The sequence below is a fragment of the Siminovitchia acidinfaciens genome, assembly GCF_003605385.1.
Taxonomy (GTDB): domain Bacteria; phylum Bacillota; class Bacilli; order Bacillales; family Bacillaceae_C; genus Siminovitchia; species Siminovitchia acidinfaciens.
In genome coordinates, this window is the sequence record NZ_QYTV02000005.1 from 190,419 (window position 1) to 208,523 (window position 18,105).

Annotated in this window: 19 protein-coding genes and 1 riboswitch; of the genes, 4 read left to right on the forward strand and 15 right to left on the reverse strand. The window is 41.7% G+C overall.

Annotation, left to right across the window (positions count from 1 at the left end):
- Window positions 1–26 precede the first annotated feature (26 nt).
- The 4 genes from aroD to D4T97_RS13035 all read right to left on the reverse strand — a co-directional run bounded on the left by aroD (window position 27) and on the right by D4T97_RS13035 (window position 3,558).
- On the reverse strand, window positions 27–779 hold the full coding sequence (aroD, locus tag D4T97_RS13020) for a type I 3-dehydroquinate dehydratase (protein WP_126051180.1): 753 nt from the start codon (window positions 777–779) through the stop codon (window positions 27–29).
- A gap of 321 nt (window positions 780–1,100) precedes the next feature.
- The gene (efp, locus tag D4T97_RS13025; protein ID WP_126051181.1) at window positions 1,101–1,658 is read right to left on the reverse strand and encodes an elongation factor P; all 558 of its coding nucleotides are present in this window, start codon (window positions 1,656–1,658) and stop codon (window positions 1,101–1,103) included.
- Window positions 1,659–1,679: 21 nt separating this feature from the next.
- The gene (locus D4T97_RS13030; protein ID WP_126051182.1) at window positions 1,680–2,741 is read right to left on the reverse strand and encodes a M24 family metallopeptidase; all 1,062 of its coding nucleotides are present in this window, start codon (window positions 2,739–2,741) and stop codon (window positions 1,680–1,682) included.
- A 334-nt stretch (window positions 2,742–3,075) separates the two neighbouring features.
- Window positions 3,076–3,558: a YqhR family membrane protein gene (locus tag D4T97_RS13035; protein ID WP_126051316.1), complete on the reverse strand. Its 483-nt coding sequence runs from the start codon at window positions 3,556–3,558 to the stop codon at window positions 3,076–3,078.
- A 397-nt stretch (window positions 3,559–3,955) separates the two neighbouring features.
- Between D4T97_RS13035 and D4T97_RS13040 the strand changes: the two genes are divergently transcribed.
- On the forward strand, window positions 3,956–4,309 hold the full coding sequence (locus D4T97_RS13040; protein WP_126051183.1) for an SA1362 family protein: 354 nt from the start codon (window positions 3,956–3,958) through the stop codon (window positions 4,307–4,309).
- Between the two features lie 14 nt (window positions 4,310–4,323).
- On the opposite strand, the gene D4T97_RS13045 is transcribed toward D4T97_RS13040, so the two are convergent.
- Both D4T97_RS13045 and D4T97_RS13050 read right to left on the reverse strand, forming a co-directional pair.
- Window positions 4,324–5,208, reverse strand: coding sequence for a patatin-like phospholipase family protein (locus tag D4T97_RS13045; RefSeq protein WP_126051184.1), 885 nt, complete (start codon window positions 5,206–5,208; stop codon window positions 4,324–4,326).
- Between the two features lie 209 nt (window positions 5,209–5,417).
- On the reverse strand, window positions 5,418–7,973 hold the full coding sequence (locus D4T97_RS13050) for a vitamin B12-dependent ribonucleotide reductase (RefSeq protein WP_126051185.1): 2,556 nt from the start codon (window positions 7,971–7,973) through the stop codon (window positions 5,418–5,420).
- 427 nt (window positions 7,974–8,400) lie between these two features.
- Between D4T97_RS13050 and D4T97_RS13055 the strand changes: the two genes are divergently transcribed.
- Window positions 8,401–8,781: a rhodanese-like domain-containing protein gene (locus D4T97_RS13055; protein WP_126051186.1), complete on the forward strand. Its 381-nt coding sequence runs from the start codon at window positions 8,401–8,403 to the stop codon at window positions 8,779–8,781.
- A gap of 408 nt (window positions 8,782–9,189) precedes the next feature.
- Here D4T97_RS13055 and gcvPB read toward each other — a convergent pair whose 3' ends face one another.
- From gcvPB to gcvT, 3 genes are read right to left on the reverse strand one after another with little or no spacing between them, the layout of a single operon-like run.
- On the reverse strand, window positions 9,190–10,650 hold the full coding sequence (gcvPB, locus tag D4T97_RS13060) for an aminomethyl-transferring glycine dehydrogenase subunit GcvPB (RefSeq protein ID WP_126051187.1): 1,461 nt from the start codon (window positions 10,648–10,650) through the stop codon (window positions 9,190–9,192).
- Entirely contained in the window at window positions 10,647–11,990 is a 1,344-nt protein-coding gene (gcvPA, locus tag D4T97_RS13065; RefSeq protein ID WP_126051317.1) for an aminomethyl-transferring glycine dehydrogenase subunit GcvPA, read from the reverse strand. Before gcvPA ends, gcvPB begins: the two co-directional genes overlap by 4 nt.
- A gap of 22 nt (window positions 11,991–12,012) precedes the next feature.
- Complete coding sequence (gcvT, locus tag D4T97_RS13070; protein ID WP_126051188.1) at window positions 12,013–13,119, reverse strand: glycine cleavage system aminomethyltransferase GcvT; 1,107 nt, start codon at window positions 13,117–13,119, stop codon at window positions 12,013–12,015.
- Window positions 13,120–13,286: 167 nt separating this feature from the next.
- A riboswitch (glycine riboswitch) is annotated at window positions 13,287–13,377 on the reverse strand.
- A gap of 208 nt (window positions 13,378–13,585) precedes the next feature.
- Here gcvT and D4T97_RS13075 point away from each other — a divergent pair.
- On the forward strand, window positions 13,586–15,280 hold the full coding sequence (locus D4T97_RS13075) for a DEAD/DEAH box helicase (protein WP_126051189.1): 1,695 nt from the start codon (window positions 13,586–13,588) through the stop codon (window positions 15,278–15,280).
- Window positions 15,249–16,043: a YqhG family protein gene (locus tag D4T97_RS13080; RefSeq protein ID WP_126051190.1), complete on the forward strand. Its 795-nt coding sequence runs from the start codon at window positions 15,249–15,251 to the stop codon at window positions 16,041–16,043. Before D4T97_RS13075 ends, D4T97_RS13080 begins: the two co-directional genes overlap by 32 nt.
- Window positions 16,044–16,105: 62 nt before the next feature.
- On the opposite strand, the gene D4T97_RS13085 is transcribed toward D4T97_RS13080, so the two are convergent.
- The 6 genes from D4T97_RS13085 to comGC all read right to left on the reverse strand — a co-directional run bounded on the left by D4T97_RS13085 (window position 16,106) and on the right by comGC (window position 18,091).
- Entirely contained in the window at window positions 16,106–16,294 is a 189-nt protein-coding gene (locus D4T97_RS13085; RefSeq protein ID WP_126051191.1) for a YqzE family protein, read from the reverse strand.
- A gap of 73 nt (window positions 16,295–16,367) precedes the next feature.
- Window positions 16,368–16,529, reverse strand: a complete 162-nt coding sequence (locus D4T97_RS13090; protein WP_164525572.1) for a hypothetical protein — start codon at window positions 16,527–16,529, stop codon at window positions 16,368–16,370.
- Window positions 16,530–16,570: 41 nt separating this feature from the next.
- On the reverse strand, window positions 16,571–17,062 hold the full coding sequence (gene comGF / locus D4T97_RS13095; RefSeq protein WP_126051193.1) for a competence type IV pilus minor pilin ComGF: 492 nt from the start codon (window positions 17,060–17,062) through the stop codon (window positions 16,571–16,573).
- On the reverse strand, window positions 17,034–17,342 hold the full coding sequence (comGE, locus tag D4T97_RS13100; protein WP_126051194.1) for a competence type IV pilus minor pilin ComGE: 309 nt from the start codon (window positions 17,340–17,342) through the stop codon (window positions 17,034–17,036). Before comGE ends, comGF begins: the two co-directional genes overlap by 29 nt.
- Window positions 17,329–17,778 carry a competence type IV pilus minor pilin ComGD gene (gene comGD, locus D4T97_RS13105; protein ID WP_126051195.1) on the reverse strand — a complete coding sequence of 150 codons (450 nt, stop codon included), beginning with the start codon at window positions 17,776–17,778 and terminating at the stop codon, window positions 17,329–17,331. Before comGD ends, comGE begins: the two co-directional genes overlap by 14 nt.
- A gap of 4 nt (window positions 17,779–17,782) precedes the next feature.
- Window positions 17,783–18,091: a competence type IV pilus major pilin ComGC gene (comGC, locus tag D4T97_RS13110; protein ID WP_126051196.1), complete on the reverse strand. Its 309-nt coding sequence runs from the start codon at window positions 18,089–18,091 to the stop codon at window positions 17,783–17,785.
- Window positions 18,092–18,105 lie beyond the last annotated feature (14 nt).

The window sequence follows — 18,105 nt, forward strand, 5'->3', positions numbered from 1 at the left end:
CTCCGAAGCAGCTATTATTTTGGTGTTCATTTTGCATCCATTTCCTCTTTTGTCATGGCAATCAATTGTTTTAGCTTTCTAATTGGAACCTGACCTGGCGCCGAAGCCTCTACTCCTGAACCGAATGTAAGAAAGGATCCATATGTCCAGCCGATAATTCTGCTTAGAACGCCGAGACTGCCCATGGACATCGTGATCAAAGGAATATCCATTGATTCCTCCACGTTATTCGTGATCTGCAGCAGCCTTAAAACATCGTCTTTCGTTTCAGGCATTACAGCTGCTTTGGCAATGTCAGCCCCGTAAAACTCCGCTAGAAATAGCTTCTTCATAATTTCCTCGTTTTTGGGGGTGCAATTAAAATTATGATAGGAGAGGATCAATTGTTTCCCATGTAATTGAGACACCCTTCTCAATTCTCTTATGTACTCTGGATTATTTGACACTTCATAATCAATTAAGCTGATTGCATCACTTTTACAAACGTCACTAAGAAGCTGTACTTTTTGCTCTTCGGTTAAAGTGATTGGCTGGCCGCCTTCATGAACAGAGCGGATGGTAAAAAGCAGCGGCAATCCGCTTTTTTTCGCAATTTCTTCAAGGATGGACAATACGCAGGAAAAATCAGCCAAATTTTCCAAAAAGTCCGCTCTCCATTCAATCAAATCTGGCTTTTCAGGCAAAATCACTTCCAGCTCTCCTATAATTTCTTCCTTGTTCCTGCCAGTTAAAGGTGTACAAATATATGGTATCTTCTTCTCTTCAAATATTACAGCCAATTCCTTCCCTACCTTCTAGTCAAGACTGAGAAAAGCGCAAGGCGCGCAGCCTTAGGCGACAAGCACAAGGCGAATTTTGATGAGGGAGTTCCTCAGCCACCACAGCAAAGCATCTGATTTCAATCACTTCGTGAGAGACATCACCGAATTTGCTTCATTCAGCTTTGCGACGAGCTGAACAAGGCTTACCCGAATTTACTATGGCGCAGGGAGCACATTCATCCTGAATAAACTTCTGCGTGACTTGTGACCTCAAGCCGATGGCGCCTGGAGCTAGACATAAAAACCGCGGAATGATCCGCGGCTGATCCTTTTACATGATTAAGCTCTCGAAACATAGGAGCCATCTGTAGTATTAATGACCAATGTATCTCCTTCATTAACGAAGAACGGTACCTGAACAACCAAACCGGTTTCCATTGTAGCAGGTTTCGAACCGCCGGAAGCCGTATCTCCCTTAATCCCTGGTTCTGTAGCCGCGACCTTGAGGTTTACTGTATTTGGCAATTCCACTCCAAGCGTTTCACCGTTAAACATGATAATATGAACCTCCATGTTCTCGAGCAAAAAGTTCAATTCATATTCAATTTGTGAGGCAGGAAGTTCAATCTGTTCGTAAGTATGCTGATCCATAAATACATATTGATCTCCGCTTGAATATAAATATTGCATCGTTTTATTATCGATTTGCGCCTTCTTCACTTTTTCGCCTGCACGGAAAGTTTTTTCCGCGATGGCCCCTGTACGGAGATTTCTCAATTTTGAACGGACGAATGCGGCTCCTTTTCCAGGCTTGACGTGCTGAAACTCCAATACCCGCCAAATTCCGCCGTCCACTTCCACTGTTAATCCTGTTTTAAAGTCGTTTACTGAAATCATCTTACTGCCTCCCAATAACAATTATAAAATGAGCAATTCTTTTGTTGAGTGTGTCAATCTTTCATTCCCGGAATCGGTAATTAGAATATCATCTTCTATCCGAACCCCGCCCACATTTGGCAAATAAATTCCCGGCTCCACGGTCACCGTCATTCCAGGTACAAGCTTTTTCTCAGAGCGCGGGGATAGACCTGGACCTTCATGAACCTCCAGTCCGATCCCATGACCTAAAGAATGACCAAAGTGTTCGCCATAGCCATGCTTCGCAATCAAATCCCTTGCAATCTTATCCGCTTCAATTCCTGTCATGCCAGGCTTTATTTTTTCAACTGCTTCCATTTGTGCCTCAAGAACAATCTGATAAATCTCCTTGAGCTGTTGGGATGGTTCCCCTACAGCCACGGTCCTTGTAATATCAGATATATACCCTTTATGTAGCGCTCCATAATCCAAAGTGACGAAATCCCCTGCTTCAATCAGCTTGTCGCTCGCCACCCCGTGTGGCAAAGCAGATCTCCAGCCGGAAGCGACAATAATATCAAATGACGAAGAAGTTGCTCCACATTTTCTCATGAAAAATTCAAGTTCATTGGCGATGTCAATTTCGCAGGCTCCCGGTTTGATAAAGTCGAGAATATGCTTAAATGCAGCATCCGCTATATCTGCTGCTTCCTTAATGACAGCAACTTCGCTATCCGTTTTTATCATGCGCAGCTCTTCAATCAAGGCAGAAATCGGTACCAGTTCCGCTTTCAGTTCATCCTCATACTTCGTCCACTCGGAATAAGTGACATAATCCTGTTCAAAGCCGAGTTTTTTTATTCCATGCTTTTCCACTATTTCAGCTATTTCGCTAATAATGGATCCGGCGTATTGGATGATTTCATATCCAGGCGCCTGAGTCTCCGCTTGCTTCGTATACCTAAAGTCAGTTATGAAATAAGCCGCATCATGGGTAATTAGGGCAACGCCTGCCGTCCCCGTAAAATTTGTAGCATACCTGCGATTATATGGGCTCGTTATCAACAGTCCATCAATGTCGAACTCAGTGAAATTCCCTCGTATTTTTTCGATTTTATCCATCTTTTTTCTCCCCCGGAATTTAGGCTTAGAGTTGCTTTTAAGATAAGAAAAGCGCAAGGCGTTTGGCCGTCTCAGGACGCCACATCCTCGAAAAAGCTGACGCTTTTCCTTCGTGCAATGTAACGCTGCCAAAGCTTTCCTTGTCCTGTCGCTTCACTTGTACTAGCACTTCCTATCGGTGGCACTAGGACTTCCTCTCCGTTGGAGCTAGACATAACACATATTTTCAAGATTGAAAACATAGTCAGATTATAGTTTTTAAGAAGAAACAGGAATGTTCTGGCATAAACAGTTTAACATAAAAGATTGGAAAAAACATGAATGAAAACAACCGTTATTGTTTCAATTTCAGTTGTTTCAAGTATTGAAATTCCTCATATTCGTATGAAATTGAATATCCGATAAAAACCCCATATAAAATAAACGCGCTTAGTCCAGTCAATATTGAATTTATATCATATTTTAATAATGATTTCGTTCCAGGAAACAATGGAAACAGCACAAGAAAAACAATTAAAAATAAAACAACTCCATAGGCTATTCCCCACCAAAATGATTTTCTTTTTTTCAAAGTTCCATAATAAAGCAGTGCCGTCACGATTGAAACCAAACCATATAGTAAAGCTGCAAGCAGTATCCCTGCCCAGCCGCCCTTCCCCCCCCCGCTCCAGGGAGCTAGAATGATTCCCGGGCTTATCTCTGTAAAGTTTAAGTAATGTACAAGGTATCCCATCAAACTTCCCGCTACCCCGGCGACAAAGCCTGTGATAACAGCCATCGTGATCAGCGGTATTGAATAATAATTTTTTTCTTCCATGACAACCACCTCTTCCATAGCATGTCCTTTATGTCTATTTTGTTTCACGAAGCTTTTTATCTGGTTAAATTTTCATTTTTTTAGTAAAATAGAGTTAGATATACTTAATTTAGATACTGGAAGGCGTTCTTCAATTACAGGACACTATATCCTGATTGATATTTCACTTTTTGACCCTGGCTGAATTTGTCCAGGGTAGAATTCTCTTTATATGTTAACCAAGCGGCTAGTCAAAAGAACCTTGCCTGCAACAAAGTCGCTCTTCCTTCGTTTAAAGACTTGATTATGGTGGAAAAGGATAGAGAGGATGAATTTCATTTAAATCTCTACATCTAATTATGTATAAAGGATGTTCTTTTTGGGAAAGATATCCACTATTCCCGAGGAGGTGGCGCTCTTGAAAGCACGGAATTTGATCATAAGCGGAATTTTCATTTTAGCTGTAATCGGTTTGGGCTCCTATTTAATAAATAATCCGGTTGGTTTATTTAAACAACTCTTATTTATGGGAGCGGTAGTTGCTGCCGTATTAATCATCTACCGTATTTGGACAAATAGATCACAAGGCGGCAGAGAGAAAAATGCATTTGCCAGAGCAGCAAAGCAGTCTAAAATGCGGGCGAAAAAAAGGAAAACTTCAGCTCAAACCAGCAACCATTTCCGAAACCGACCGCTTCGCAAAAGGTCGACTGCTCATCTTACTGTAATAGAAGGAAAGAAAAGCAAGAAAAAAGACAGAGCTATTTTTTAATCTGTCTGTCTTCGTTAATATGTCCATGATTTTAAGAACTGTTCTGCTCTTACCCGCCCTTTTCTCAAAAGGGCTTCTTTTTTTTCATCGTTTATTGTAAATTCAGCAGCGAATGTCTCTTCCGTGGGAATAAATATGATATTGCGTTCATGCCTTCTGGAAATGTACCTGGCGTCATGAGCATCTTTCATTGTATGAAACAATGATTCAAACAGCTGAAGACCATTTTTGATCGTTCTTTTTGGCTGCTGTTCAATACGTTGGCTCAGTTTGATTCCGATAATAGGCCTTGCTTGCTTTTGTTCTTCCTTTTGAAAAAGCCAGATAGGAAAATTACTTAATATACCTCCGTCTACAATGACATTCATTCCACTTAATGAACGCAATTTGACCGGTTCGAAAAAATAAGGGATACTGCAGCTCATTCTGATGGCACGTGAAACTGGATAAGTTTCTTTTGGGATGCCGTATTTCTCTAAATCATCAGGAAGAATCAACATTCTTCCTGTGGACAGATCACTTGCAACTACTCTCAAAGTATCAGGCGGCATATCCTTAAATGTATAGATACCTTTTTTTGCCAACTTTTTTCCAATCCACTCCTCGAGCTGATCACCACGAAATAAACCCATTCTAAAGTAAAGAAGCAGCCATTTTGCCAAATGGAAGGGCAATAGCGTTTTCCGTGGGTCGAGGAATTCATTTAAATCCAGTTCTTTCATCAGATCCGCCATCTCTTTGCTGGAATATCCAGCCGTTATCAAAGAGGCAATAATTGCACCGGCACTTGTTCCCGCAACCCTTTTAAATATAAAACCCCTTTCCTCCAATACCTCATAGGCACCAATCAAAGCAACCCCTTTAATTCCCCCACCGGAAAACACGCCGTCAATATCCATCTTTTGTGCCGCCCTTCTTCGTGTTGTCTTTATATTGATATTATAGAAGGACTCGATTTAAGAACTGCCGATTTCCGCTTCAGGGGATCCTTTCCGCAAAAGCTCACTCGCCGCTTTGCTCGCCCTGGCTCTTCCTATGCGTCACTCTACAATAGAGAAAGGAAAAAGCTGGCTATTCTTCATAGCCAGCTTTTTCAAATATAAATATTTTATATTCCACACTTCAATTGTGCATTACAGTTATCACATGTGTTGCATCCGCCAATTTCTTTCACTTGTCCTTTTCGGCAGACAGGGCATGTATTCCCCAGCTCTGAACCGATTGTAACGCTTGTTGACCTTAGATCCTGAATCGTATCGACAAGCACAACCGGCCGTTCAGGCTGCTGTTCATCTTTTTCTTCATCAAAATTATTTTCTTCCGCTTTCAATGTGAGTACTTGGGAATCACGGCTGCCGTCTACATATACCGTGCCCCCTTTTGCTCCTCCATTGTACAGACGCTCGTAAACTGCCTCTACCTGCTCGACTGAATACCCTCTTGGAGCATTCACCGTTTTTGAGATGGAACTGTCAATCCAGCGCTGAATAACACACTGTGTATCGGCATGAGCTTCAGGAGCCAACTCCATGGCTGTCACAAACCAATCCGGTAAACGGTCCTCATCAGCATCCGGATGTTCCTTCAGATAATCTTGTACTATATCTGCCTTAACCTCTATAAACTTTCCTAACCGTCCGCTACGGTAATAAGTAAAGGAGAAATATGGTTCGAGACCCGTTGAACATCCAATCATTGTACCAGTTGAACCTGTTGGAGCAACAGTCAACAGATGCGAATTCCGAATGCCATGCTCCTTAATGGATTCACGAATATCTTCCGGCATTCCTTTCATATATCCTGTTTGGATAAATGCTTCACGCAGGTTCGCTGTTTCTTCGTCTCTCTTGCCAGTCAAAAACGGAAAGCTGCCTTTTTCCTTTGCAAGTTCGACCGATTCACGATAAGCAGTTGTAGCAATCACTTCAAACACTTTGTCCACAAGTTCGTTACCCTCAGGCGAGCCGTACTCTTTTTCACAATAAATGAGCAAATCCGCCAGTCCCATAACACCAAGGCCGACACGACGCTCTCCGAGTGCCTGCTTTTTGTTGTCTTCCAAAAAGTATGGCGTAGCATCAATTACGTTATCCTGCATGCGGACACCAACTTTGACGGTTTGCTTCAATCTTTCAAAATCCACTGTTTTATTTTTAAGATCAGCCATTTGGGCTAGATTTACAGCCGCAAGGTTACAAACTGAATATGGAGCCAAAGGCTGTTCGCCACATGGGTTCGTTGCGACAACTTTTTGTCCGTAAGCTTTTGCGTTTGTCATTTCGTTTGCATTATCGATAAAGAATATTCCTGGTTCAGCGGAATACGTTGCGCAAATATTGATCAGATTCCAAAGTTCTTTCGCTTTGATCTTCCTGTATGTCCTTACTTTATGGCCAAGGCTTTTCCACTCACGTACATCCCCGACCTCATGCCATTTTTCGTTATAAGCCTTCATTTCCTCTGCATCATAGTTTTCAACATCTGGGAAACATAGCTCATAATCTCCGTCGTTTTCAACTGCCTCCATGAATTCTTTTGTAATACATACAGATATATTAGCTCCTGTTAAGAATTCCGGATTATGGACTGAATATGTCCCGCCTTCACTCAGCTTTTCTTCAGCAGAACGGAAAATTTCCTCGCTGAATCCGCCAAGACCCGGCATTGTACGATAGTTTAGCACTCCTTGGTACATCGCTTCCTCCGCTTGCGTCAACGGAGTGAATTTCAATTTATCCTTTGCATGCTTTTTAATGATCGGATCGTTTGTATTCTCGATCAAAAAGCGTAAAATTCTTGGATTCTGCATTTTTGAAATAATGAATTCCACGATATCAGGGTGCCAGGATGCAAGCATGATCATTTGAGCTCCTCGGCGTGATCCGCCCTGTTCCACCAGGTGGGTAAGCTTTGCAATATCATCAAGCCAAGATACGGATCCAGATGATTTACCATTGACACCTCGTGCGAGCGTATTCCGAGGCCTTAAAGTTGATCCATTTGTACCAACGCCTCCGCCACGGCTCATAATTTCCATCACTTGTTTTCTGTGTTCAGAAATCCCTTCGCGTGAATCCGCAACAAAAGGCATCACATAACAGTTAAAATAAGTAACATCTGTTCCTGCACCTGCCCCGTAGAGCACCCTGCCGGCCGGAACAAAATTCAAATTGACAAGCTCTTCATAGAACTTCTCAAACCATTCCTGTCTCTTCTCTTCCGTTTTTTCCACTGAAGCAAGTCCCGTTGCATTTCTTTTCGCAATTTGCTCATAAAAGACTTCAAGCGGCTTTTCAATGATATCGAGCGGGCGGACTATGAGTCCTGTTTCCCTTTCTTTTTCATCGTCCAGGGCTGTATGAAATTCTTCCTCAACAAGAACTTCAGCTGTTTTCGCTTCCCAATCAATAGACTTGATAAACCCAAGTCCCCTTGCTGGGAATTTCGGATCTTCTTTTATAGTCAAAACAACAAAATCGCCGACGGACAATGTGATTTTTTCTGTATCCTTATAGGCATATCGATCGATCATGACCAGTCGTGAAACGCCTTTTTGAGTGAGTTTCATATCAGGTGTAATCGGATGGACATGTTTAAATAATTGAATGTCTTCGTTGAGCCCCTCTATGTTTAAGCTCGGTTTTTTCGTAAATGCAACAGACATTTTGCCAACTCCTTTATAAAAAACGATTTGAAGAATGATTACTGTATGTATGTAACTATCTGTCATAGTTAAGTTACCATATATATATCCATAAAATCAATGCTTAAACACAATATGTTGATTTTTATTTAAAATCTCTCCACTATATATTGTGTTTTCAGAAATAAATGATTACAATTTGTCAAATCTTAAAAAGCGAGGATTCAAAAGTAAAACAAAGTAATTGAAGGAAACTCCCTCATAAACCGATTGATTTCAACAATTTTAGACTTTTTCCTCCATTGACAGATTAAATGGAGCACCCATCTTTCATCTATCACATTTTGTTTATTATTCGGTGCCAGTATTCTGGAGAAAACCTTTGATTCATTGTACCTTGACGAATATAATAGAATTTAGTGTTATTTACTAGAAAGGGGCTTTTACATTGTCATTGCTTTATACGTTGCTTATCATTTTGGGAGCAGTCATCGCTTTTTCTCTATTTAATTTCTTTCAACAGAAAAAAGTATTAAAAACATTGAATCAAGATGAGTTCCGCGCCGGATATCGAAAAGCACAATTAATTGATGTTCGGGAACAGAAAGAATATGACGGCGGACATATTTTGGGAGCGCGAAATATTCCCATGTCTCAATTGAAAATGAGAATGAAAGAAATCAGGAAAGATAAACCTGTGTATTTATATTGCCAAAGCGGATTGCGAAGCGGCAGAGCTGCCCAGCAGTTATATAGGAAGGGATACCGCCAGCTGTATCATCTTCAAGGCGGATTCAAACAGTGGACTGGAAAAATTAGATCGAAATAAAGAAAACACAAGCGCCAATATTCATGAAATTTTTATACTTCCCTTTCCTTTTAAAGAAAAGCGCAAGGCATGCAGCCTTAGGCAACAAATGCACGACTTACTTTGATAAGGCAGCTTTTTGGCCACCACAGCATAGCAGCCGCTTAAATAACTTCCTGAGAAACATCAGCGAATTTGCTTCATGCAGTTTTCCGACGAGGGTATCATACACTTCAACGAATACATCGCATAAAGAATGAGCTTCATTGCAGCCGATTGCGGTGATGGGCGCCTGTCATTCAGACCACAAATCATAATCCGAAGAAAACATTATCTGATTTTCTCAGACAACAAACAGCCTCTTCAAATACGAAGAGGCTGTTTGATATTTTCAGCTTTCAGCTGAGCTAAGCGTGGTAAACACGCTTTTTATTCTTGAGTATAACGAAGTACAGGTTTTCTTGCCGCCTGCGTTTCATCCAGTCTTTTAACGATCGTATTGTGAGGTGCCTCCTGAACGATCTCAGGATTTTCCTCCGTTTCCTTAGCAATCTGAATCATCGCATCGATAAACCCATCCAGGGTTTCCTTGGATTCTGTCTCTGTTGGCTCAAACATCATGCACTCTTCCACGTTGAGCGGGAAATATATGGTTGGCGGATGGTAGCCGAAGTCAAGCAGCCGTTTTGCAATATCCAACGTTCTGACGCCCAATTTTTTCTGACGGGTTCCGCTTAATACAAACTCATGCTTACAATGCGTGTCAAATGGCAAATCGTAATACGGAGCCAATTTTCTCATCATGTAGTTTGCATTGAGAACGGCATATTCCGTTACGGCTTTCAACCCATCCGGACCCATTGAACGAATATACGTATAGGCTCTGACATTGATCCCGAAGTTTCCATAATAAGGTTTTACCCTGCCGATTGCTCTCGGTCTGTCATAGTCAAAAGTAAATTTATCATCTTTCTTTGTAATGACAGGCTTTGGCAAATATGGTATCAACTCTTTTTTAACGCCCACCGGGCCGGATCCTGGTCCTCCTCCACCGTGCGGACCGGTAAATGTTTTATGAAGGTTCAAATGCACAACATCGAATCCCATGTCACCAGGACGCGCTTTTGACATAACAGCGTTCAGATTCGCACCATCATAATAAAGCTTTCCTCCGGCACTATGGATAATTTCAGCCATATCAAGAATTTGTTCCTCGAACAGACCAAGCGTGTTAGGATTTGTCAGCATCAACGCTGCCGTATCAGGGCCAACCAGCTCCCTGAGATGATCCAGGTCCACGAGACCGTCTTCTCCTGAGCGGACTGTAACAGTTTCCAGCCCCGCTACAGTCGCCGATGCCGGATTTGTCCCATGTGCGGAGTCCGGAACGATGACCTTTGTCCGGTCCATATCCCCATTTGCTTCATGGAAAGCCCTGATCATCATCAGTCCCGTCCACTCTCCATGAGCGCCCGCTGCGGTTTGCAAAGTCACTTCGTCCATGCCGGTGATCTCTTTTAGATGCTCCTGCAAATCATACATTAATTCAAGAGCTCCCTGTACTGATGATTCCGGCTGCAATGGGTGAATATGGGCGAAACCCGGAAATCTTGCTACAGATTCGTTAATTTTCGGATTGTATTTCATCGTACATGAACCGAGCGGATAAAATCCAGAATCGATCCCATGATTATGAGTCGATAACTCAGTGTAGTGCCTCATAATATCCAACTCGGAAACCTCAGGCAAACCAGGCTCATCTTCCCTTAAATATCCCGACGGGATGCATTGCTCAATATCAATTTCAGGAACGTCAAGCTCTGGCAAACTATACCCGATACGGCCGGGAGTGGACTTTTCAAATATTAATGGCATAACCACTTCACTCATTGATTATCCCCCAATTCTTTGATAAATTGATCAATCTCTTCTTTGGTCCGCATTTCTGTGACCGCAACAAGCATATGATTCTCAAGCTCCGGATAATCACGCCCCAAATCATATCCGCCGATCATCTCTTTTTTAAGAAGTCCTTCATTCACTTCATTAATTGGTCTGTTCAGCTTTACAACAAACTCATTGAAATGGTACCCGTTCAAAGGAAGTTCAAATCCATTTTTCTTAAAAGCTTCCTTCGCATAATGGGTTTTTTGGATATTTTGGGACGCCATCTCTTTCATACCCTTTTTACCCAATGCCGTCATGGCGACGGAAGCAGCCAGAGCATTCAAAGCCTGATTCGAGCAAATATTTGATGTAGCTTTATCCCTGCGGATATGTTGTTCGCGAGCTTGCAACGTCAAAACGAATCCTCTTTTTCCATCCTCATCGACGGTTTGACCTACGAGCCTTCCCGGGACTTTACGCATCAATTTTTTTGTTACGGCAAAATATCCGCAATGAGGTCCGCCAAACGCCGTCGGAATACCAAATGGCTGGGCATCCCCTGTGACGATATCAGCTCCAAGACTCCCAGGAGAGGCAAGTGTACCAAGCGCCAAGGGATTGCTGGAAACTACGAATTGTGCTTTTATATCATGGATAAGAGGCTCAATCTCTTTCAATGGTTCAATAAGGCCAAAAAAGTTCGGATATTGGACAACAACAGCCGCAACGTCATTATTAAGCTCCGACTTTAATGCTTCAATATCCGTCACGCCGTCTTTGTAAGGTATTTCAATAACTTCGATGTGCTGACCTTTCGCATAAGTCTTTAATACTTCGCGTGATTCAGGATGCACAGTTTTTGAAACGAGAACTTTTTTTCTTTTGGTATGTCCTGCGCTAAGCATCGCAGCCTCCGCAAGAGCGGTGCCGCCATCATACATTGATGAGTTGGCCACATCCATTCCTGTAAGCTCGCAGATCATTGTCTGAAATTCAAAAATAGCCTGCAGCTCACCTTGTGAAATTTCCGGCTGGTACGGAGTATAAGCAGTATAAAATTCAGACCGGGAGATTACATGGTCTACAATTATCGGGATATAGTGGTCATATACTCCAGCTCCAAGAAAGCTCACATTGTTTTTTAAATCGGCATTTTTTGCTGCCAGATTAGCCAACTCTTTCGTTAATGACGTTTCCGATTTTGCTTGTTTTATATTGTACTCGCCTTTGAAGCGGACCTTTTCCGGAATATCGGAAAACAGCTCATCAATGGAGTCCACCCCGATTGTATCCAGCATCTCTTTTTTATCCTGCTCTGTCATAGGCAGATAACGATGTTTGATCATATTTCCTTCATCCTCCATCCTACTTTTTTAGGCGCTTATAAAACGGTGTTTGAATAATTTTTGCTTTCAAGCGTTTTTTACGCACTTCTATTTCCACTTCATTTCCCTCTTCATTATAGTCAGAACTGATTAAAACAAGCCCGATATTTTTCTTTAAAGTAGGGGACTGAGTACCTGAAGTGACATAGCCGATTTCGTTGTCACCTGAAAAAACCTTGTAACCGGTTCTCGGTATTCCTCTATCAATCATTTCAACGCCGACAATTTTTCTCTCCACACCTTGCTCTTTTTGCTGCTTCAAGGCGTCTTTACCGATAAAGTCAGCCTCTTTGTTCAACTTGACGGCAAACCCCAGTCCTGCCTCCAATGGTGTGATTTCCGGGGAAAGCTCCTGTCCGTACAAAGGAAGCGCCGCTTCAAACCTTAATGTATCCCTTGCGCCGAGACCACACGGCTTGATGCCTTCTTCTTTACCATTTTCCAAAAGGGTTCTCCACAGCTTTTCCGCATCATCCGGACGGCAATATATTTCGAATCCACCCTCCCCTGTATACCCTGTACGGGATACAAGTGCACGGGCTCCATCCAAATCAACATCCTGCTTAAATTTGAAAAAACCAATATCGTCCAAGTCAGTATCTTTTGAAATCTTTTGAAGTATTGACTGAGCATTCGGGCCTTGAATGGCAATTAATACGTATTGATCCGAAACGTTTTCAACGCTGACATCATCAATAGCATGGTCAGTTATCCAGTCATAATCTTTTTCCGTATTTGCAGCATTGACCACAAGGAAATACTCTTCCTCGCCTAACTTATAGACAAGCAAATCATCGACCACACCGCCGTTTTCATAGCATAACGCCGTGTAAAGGGCACCGCCGACTTTAAGCTTGGAAAAGTCATTTGTCATGATTTTTTGCAGAAAGTCCAGACTTTTTTTCCCTTTGACAATAATCTCACCCATATGGGATACATCAAAAATACCGGCATTCTTTCTCACTGCCTCATGTTCTTCTTTGATGCCGGAAAATTGGACCGGCATATCCCAACCGCCAAAATCGATTGTCTTTGCCCCAAATTCTTTATACAAAGGATACAATGGGGTCTTTTTTAATTCGGTCATCGCTTTTCATTCCTCCTTGGATTTTGGTTTATTACTGTATAAGGGCATAAAAAAAGACAGAAAAACCCCGTTACAAGGTTCTCTGTCTTGGCACCTGAAAGTTTGACCGGATATGACCCGGCTTTCCCCGTTGGTGGTTCCGTCTGGCGGAACACTCTCCAGAGGTGCGTCGGACAAGAGTCTTTTTGCCTGAGAGATTCGCGAGATTCGCTTGCTCCTTCGGCGCTGTTTTGATACAGTCTCTCCTCTTGTCTTCATTCGCCTATATTCTTTTTAAGAATGGTTATACTAAGAAAAGTACCACACCCTGCGGGAGTGATGGCGCTAGCACGCCCTAACTATCGAAGCTGGCCATACTGCGCTTACTTAAAAGTAAAAAATATATGTATCGACTCTGTCACTTGTATAGTATCATTCTTTAATTTACTTTTCAAATTTTTTCTCGGAATCACACAGGAGGTCAATTATGTCAGTTACAATCAATTTCAACAAGAATTGGATGCCCGGTTTCTTGGAACGCCTCGAAAATGACGGACCATGGGCAAACCAAAAACTTTTTCATTTATCATTAACTGCCGAAAAACATCTCCTCGTCCCAGATTTCGAAGGGCTTGTAGCTCCAAAGCATCTGCCGGAGCTGACAATTTTGCCGCATCAGAAGGAAACCGCGGCCAAAGTAATTGAAAATATGAATGGAAAAGCTATCCTTGCCGATGAAGTTGGTCTGGGAAAAACTATAGAAGCCGGATTGATATTGAAAGAATATATGATCAGGGGCTTGGTAAAAAGAGCTTTGATTCTCGTACCCGCATCCCTTGTTTCCCAATGGACCTCCGAATTGAACTCAAAGTTTTACATACATGCTATTGCAGCCACCAAAAGCTATGTATGGGAGCGCTATGACTGTGTCGTTTCCTCCATCGATACGGCAAAAAGGAGCCCACATAAGGAAATCATTGCGGAACAGTCCTTCGATCTGATCATTATTGATGAGGCACATAAACTTAAAAATCATAAAACAAAAAATTACGAGTTTGTACAGTCTCTTAAAAAGAAATTTTGTCTTCTTCTTACTGCTACACCCATACAAAATCGGATTGAAGAAATTTTTTACCTTGTCTCTTTGCTTAAACCCGGCCATCTTGGAAGCCAGACAAGCTTTCTGGAGAAATATAAAAACAAAAAGCTCTCAGTTGCAGAGAACGAGCATTTGAAAAGTCTTGTAAATAAGGTGATGATACGAAATAGAAGGGCTGATACTGGAATCGAATGGACAAAACGCCATGTTAAGACGATTCCGATAGATTTCAACAGAGAAGAACAGGAATTGTACCATGCCATAGACTTGTTGCGGCAAACCGATATGCCCATGCCCGCATTCTCGATTATGACTTTGCAGCGGGAAGCGTGCAGCAGCAGGGAAGCCGTCTATTTCACTTTAAAAAACATGCTGCAAAAACGGGAAAATCCATCACAGCAATATGTTAAATCCATTCAGCTCATTCAGCAGAAAATTGATGCCGTTACTGAAAACTCTAAAGCAAAAAAAGCCTTGGAATTGATTAAAGATATTAATGACAAGGTCATCATCTTTACAGAATACCGGGCAACCCAGCTTTATTTGCAATGGTTTCTGCAGCAGCATGGAATCAAGTCAGTTCCGTTCCGCGGCGGATTCAAACGAAGCAAAAAGGATTGGATGAGGGATTTATTCAAAAATCATGTTCAGGTACTTATCGCTACTGAAGCAGGCGGCGAAGGAATTAACCTTCAATTTTGCAGCAACGTCATCAATTATGACCTGCCATGGAATCCTATGAGACTGGAACAAAGGATTGGACGGGTTCACCGACTGGGGCAGAAAGAGGATGTGCATATATACAATTTTGCTGTAAAGCATACCATCGAAGAGCATATAGTGAATCTCTTGACCAACAAAATAAAGCTGTTCGAACGGGTTGTGGGTGAACTTGATGATATATTGGCCAAACTTGATGGAGGAAGCATAGAGGAACATATGATGGATATTTTTAAAACCTCCAGTACAGAAGGGGAAATGAAAGTCAAAATGGCCAATCTTGCAGCAATGATCGAGTTTGCAGATACGATTAGAAAGGAAGATGCAGCTTATGCTTCAAAAGGAAGTCCATCAATATCTTGAACAATTTTTCCTGGCAACCGGCTGTACAATCGAAGAATACGGCCCAGGGTTCTTGACCGTTCAACTAACAGTTGAAATGGATAAAGAACTGATGAACCGCCCTTTCTATTGGACATATTTGGAGAAAACAGGCGGTATCCCCAACCCGATGAAAGTCACTTTCATAACAGATCAAGAAAAGGCACCACCGAATATAAAAGGGGAGTTCATCCATTTTGGGGCACCGCGGTTGCATCAGCTCTTTTTGGCTGCCAGAAAGCTTGCAGCGTATATACGGCTCTACGAAAGCCCACACATGCATTCAACACAAAACGTCCCGCTTCACCCTTGGTTGAATGTGAATATGAAAATATCATACTGCTCTGACAGAAAGAAAGATGTATACAGATCTTTTGGCCTTAATTTAATAAATGGCAGCCTGATTGAACAATTTGATGAAAAAATCTCCCCAGTGTCTCTTACGCCAAAAATACCTGACTACTGTTTTACAATCTCGCCAATTATCATGCCTACGAGTGGTCTTAAAAGGATTGAGGCCTTTTTAACAAATGAAATTCATAGCCATGAACATCCCTGGGCTGACGCAGCTCAAAAAAGATGGATGGAAGATTCCAAGCTGTTGGATCAGTTTTATGATGGCGAGGAGGAAAAGCCTGAAACGTATTTCATAGAGAAAAAAGCTCTTGAAGACCAATATAAACCGGACATTCAAATTGATATTTTAAACGGAGGGATATTTTACCTCCAATCCCTACCAGCGTAATCCAGACCGAGTCAGCCAATATTTAAATTTACAACTAATCCATGCCATTTCATCAATGAACTTTATAATGGCTGTTTATCTTTTTTGAGCAACATAAGAATAGAAAAGGGCACCATTCCGAACCAATTAACAAGGAATGGTGTTTTTATTTCTTTCTGTTCCTTTTTCATTTCCTTTCTTTCAGATTTTGGAGTTTCCATACGCTGGATCAATTTTTCAGTCATGTATTTCACATAGTCATTTGTTGACATCTCAACACATCCCTCCTTATCCATAGTATGACCGGAATAAGGAAAATTGAACCCAGCAGCGGTCCATTCCAACCTATTCTTCAATCCATTGCCCCTGTGTTTCAGACAATAGATTCATCACTCCCTCATCCCTATATGCCAATCTGTGCTTTCCTTTAACAAGCTGCAACTGGATCTCCTTTTCATAATACTGCCCGATTTCATTGAGATAATTATATTGCGAAATATAGCTCAAGGATGCCTGACCTAAAGTGAACATGGCTATCAATATTATTATCAATGTAATGGGTAAAACGGAGCCTCTTTCGTTGAAAATATTTCTCCCTCCTCCCTTGCCGGCATAATGAACCTTGCCTCCTCTTTCGTACCATTTATGAACTCCACATTGATGACAAGCATGTGGGCCTCATCCTTGACATCAAACTTTCTTACATTTTGCAAAACTACCTCATGCCCTTTGTCACCTACCTGCCTCCTGATATCCCATTGGAATCGTTCATACTTGATTGAGATTGTGTTCTTTATTAAATAAACACGTTCTGTCCCAAACCTGCAGCTGTCAACGGTCCCCAGCTCATCCCTTAGCTGTATAAGGAAGATGTTCCATTCAAAATCTTCCTCCAATGATATTGAACGGTCAATTGCTGATAAAGAATTGTACATCAAGGGCAGGAGGGACATGAGAATAGTTAGAACGACTATCGAAAAAATGGATTCGATAAGGGTGAAACCTGATTGATCAGTCAACACAAAGTGTTTTTTTCTCATAGCGGGCGCATGCTTTCCAATCTCCTTTTTTATTTTCTTCTATAAATAACTCATATGTGATGTTTTTCCAATTCACTTGTCCTTTGCCCATTGTACCGCTCATAACCTCCCTTTCCACATGCTCATACATCAGGCGATAAGCGGTCATTTCTTTCTTACCTTCCTTTAAGTGGGCCAGCATGTTCGACATGACGGGAAAAAACGAAGATGAAATTAGCAAGATAAAACTTAAAGAAATGATACTTTCCAAAAACGTGAACCCCTTTTCATTCTTTAACAACAAACCGCCCCCTACCAATATGGAAATTGAGCACTATCACTTGCTTGTTCAAATTAAAATTTACGCTTCCGAAATTATTGATTGTCCCCTCCGGGGTAATGTGAAGCCGAAGCTGGTTTAACGACCCGCCTGTAATTTTGACAGGATGCTTAAGGTCCCTGCTAATTAATATGCCGCTTGCTTCCCCAGTGGCTGAATAGCGATTGTCGTTTCTCGAAAAGATAATTGACACCCTTTCCTTTCGATTAATGGCATGAGATTGAGCATAGTACAAATCAGACTGCAGCTGGGATATGAACATCCTTTTTTGCACCCATTCCATCACGGGATTCAGCGTGAAAATCCCAAAAAGAAGAACGATCGCAACAACGGACATAACGATTAGAGATTCTAACAAGGTGAAGCCACTGTTTGAACGAAAGTATATTAATGGCATAGCATTATTCAACCTTGCCGCTCGTTGGATCGATTGTTAGGTTTGTCCCATCCGGACATTTTAAATCCGCATCTCTCAAATACTGAGCATCTACTAATTGAGCAGCATTGGGAATTTCATTTTTATCCATCCTGTAGGCCTCAACCTGCCCCTGGACCATATGCTTAAGACCAGAACAGCCTTTCTCATTAATGTTTGCACTATGATTTGTAATGTTCGGCAAAGCAATTAACAGTAGCACAGTAATCACTAGCAAAACGATCATCATTTCTATAAGAGTGAAGCCCTTTTCATTTTTAAAAAAGCGTTTCATTTCATTTTCCCCCT

Bases quoted from the DNA above. Each gene is read 5' to 3' on its own strand.
- efp (WP_126051181.1), bottom strand. From the start codon at position 1,658: ATGATTTCAGTAAACGACTTTAAAACAGGATTAACAGTGGAAGTGGAC.
- D4T97_RS13030 (WP_126051182.1), bottom strand. From the start codon at position 2,741: ATGGATAAAATCGAAAAAATACGAGGGAATTTCACTGAGTTCGACATT.
- D4T97_RS13035 (WP_126051316.1), bottom strand. From the start codon at position 3,558: ATGGAAGAAAAAAATTATTATTCAATACCGCTGATCACGATGGCTGTT.
- D4T97_RS13045 (WP_126051184.1), bottom strand. From the start codon at position 5,208: ATGGATATTGACGGCGTGTTTTCCGGTGGGGGAATTAAAGGGGTTGCT.
- D4T97_RS13050 (WP_126051185.1), bottom strand. From the start codon at position 7,973: ATGTCTGTTGCATTTACGAAAAAACCGAGCTTAAACATAGAGGGGCTC.
- gcvPB (WP_126051187.1), bottom strand. From the start codon at position 10,650: ATGAGTGAAGTGGTTATGCCATTAATATTTGAAAAGTCCACTCCCGGC.
- gcvT (WP_126051188.1), bottom strand. From the start codon at position 13,119: ATGACCGAATTAAAAAAGACCCCATTGTATCCTTTGTATAAAGAATTT.
- D4T97_RS13075 (WP_126051189.1), top strand. From the start codon at position 13,586: ATGTCAGTTACAATCAATTTCAACAAGAATTGGATGCCCGGTTTCTTG.
- D4T97_RS13080 (WP_126051190.1), top strand. From the start codon at position 15,249: ATGCTTCAAAAGGAAGTCCATCAATATCTTGAACAATTTTTCCTGGCA.
- D4T97_RS13085 (WP_126051191.1), bottom strand. From the start codon at position 16,294: ATGTCAACAAATGACTATGTGAAATACATGACTGAAAAATTGATCCAG.
- comGF (WP_126051193.1), bottom strand. From the start codon at position 17,062: ATGAGAAAAAAACACTTTGTGTTGACTGATCAATCAGGTTTCACCCTT.
- comGD (WP_126051195.1), bottom strand. From the start codon at position 17,778: ATGCCATTAATATACTTTCGTTCAAACAGTGGCTTCACCTTGTTAGAA.
- comGC (WP_126051196.1), bottom strand. From the start codon at position 18,091: ATGAAACGCTTTTTTAAAAATGAAAAGGGCTTCACTCTTATAGAAATG.